The 2,249-nt window shown below is 40.2% G+C and carries 1 protein-coding gene; it reads left to right on the forward strand.

The window, feature by feature from the left end:
- The coding region (gene cas3f, locus Q0212_RS03205; protein WP_297922121.1) for a type I-F CRISPR-associated helicase Cas3f at positions 1-2,249 on the forward strand (2,249 nt) is incomplete at both ends.

Below are 2,249 nucleotides of genomic sequence, written 5' to 3' on the forward strand. Positions count from 1 at the left end.
AGTTTTAACCGAAAATGGTGCATGGCGAGTCGTGTTACATCATGCGCGTTTATGTTTAATGTTAGGCGACCATTATTATTCCTCTCAAAAAGCAGACGACAAGTGGAAAAGCTCTATTGAGTTATATGCCAATACCGAACGTAATCAAACCAAACAAACGGTACTTAAGCAAAAACTGGATGAGCATTTAGTCAAAGTGAGTCAACAAGCCTTACAAGTTAGCCAATCGTTATCGCGTTTTAGTACCGATATGGATGTTGCACTTGATATTAAAGCACTTAAACAAAAAAGTCCGTCAGGCTTTGAATGGCAAGATAAGGCTGTTGATAGTATTAAAACCTTTAAGCAACAGCATAAACAAGCCAACAATAACGGTTGGTTTATTGTCAATATGGCCAGTACGGGTTATGGCAAAACGATTGCTAATGCCAAAATCATGCGCGCTTTGTCTAATGATGGCGAAAGTTTACGTTATATATTAGCTTTGGGGTTGCGTACTCTGACTTTACAAACGGGTGATGAATATAGACACAAAATTGGCTTAGATAACAGCGAATTAGCCGTTTTAATTGGGTCGGCAGCCGTTAAAGAACTACACGAAAAAGCGCAAAAAAGCCTGAATACCGAACCGACTTTCCAAGAGTTGGGTTCTGAATCTGCCGAATTGCTATTAGATGAGGAACTTGATTTTAGTGAAGCACCAACAGCCGACTTTTTAGCCGCCATTCTTCCTACTAACCAACCTAAAAATCACGCTTTTTTATACAAGCCTGTTTTGGCGTGTACCATTGACCATATTATTGCTGCGACAGAAACCACGCGCGGCGGTAAATACATTTTGCCGTGTTTACGTTTATTGTCCTCCGATTTAGTGATTGATGAAGTTGATGATTTTGATGGTCAAGATTTAATTGCTATAGGTCGTTTAATTCATTTAGCAGGGATGCTAGGCCGTAAGGTGATGATTTCTTCGGCTACCATTCCGCCCTCTCTTGCCGAAGGTTTTTTTAATGCCTATCAAGAGGGTTGGAAGTTACATAGTGCTTTTAAACAACAAACACACCCTATTGCCTGTGTTTGGGTCGATGAGTTTAAAAGTCAGATTGAGATGAGTAACGGAACAGACAGCAAAGAAAGCACCACACACTATCAAAAAATACACCAGACTTTTATTAGCAAACGCATTGAGCAACTCCAACAACAAACGATTAAACGTAAAGGCTATATTGTTGACTGTGAGGCTTTATATCAACAAAGCAGCAATAACAGCGAATCTACAGAAGAACAGTATTTTGCACTCATTCAACAACAAATTATTAAACTGCATCAACAACATCACACCATTGATAAACAAACAGGCAAAAAAGTCTCTTTTGGGGTGGTGAGAATGGCTAACATTCCGCCATGTATTGCCCTAAGTCAGTATTTACTGAATACCCATTGGGACGATACGATTTCGCCCAAAATCATGGCTTATCACAGCCGCCAAGTATTGTTATTACGTCACGAACAAGAAACACATTTAGACAACGTATTAAAGCGCAAAGAAAAAACAGGTGAAATGCCACAAGCGTTCAATAACCGAGTGATTAAACAGCACCTAAACCAAACTAAGACTGACCATGTTATTTTTATTTTAGTGGCCACGCCTGTAGAGGAAGTTGGCCGTGACCATGATTTTGATTGGGCCGTTATTGAGCCGTCATCTTATCGTTCGATTATTCAGTTAGCGGGTCGAGTTCGCCGACACCGTAAAGAAGCGATTACTCAACCTAACATTGCTATTATGCAATACAACCTGAAAGGCTTACGCCACAACAATAAACCCAGTTATTGCAGGCCTGGCTTTGAAAATGAAAAGAGCTTACGCCTAAATAATCACGACTTAAAAACGCTATTAAACGAAGACGAATTACAACACGCCATTAATGCCATTCCGCGTATTCAAGAGGCAACACCTTTGCGTCCTCAAGAGCAATTGGCTGATTTAGAACATAAGGCGATTAGCAATAGCCTAAAAAACTACAACGCTAAAGGCGCGCAAAGTTTGCAAGCATGGTTAAGTGAATACTGGTGGATGACTGCCCTACCGCAACAATTTAAGCGTTTTAGAGCCAGTTCACCCAATATTCAGTTATTTTTGGCTTGGCAAGATAACAGAGCAGTATTTGGGATTAAAGACGAAAAAGGTCATTTTATTGCACGAGAAGGCGATGCTTTTAAAGTAAAACCGTTGGTTATTTCGCCAC

This window comes from uncultured Agitococcus sp. (assembly GCF_937920075.1).
Lineage (GTDB): Bacteria > Pseudomonadota > Gammaproteobacteria > Pseudomonadales > Moraxellaceae > Agitococcus.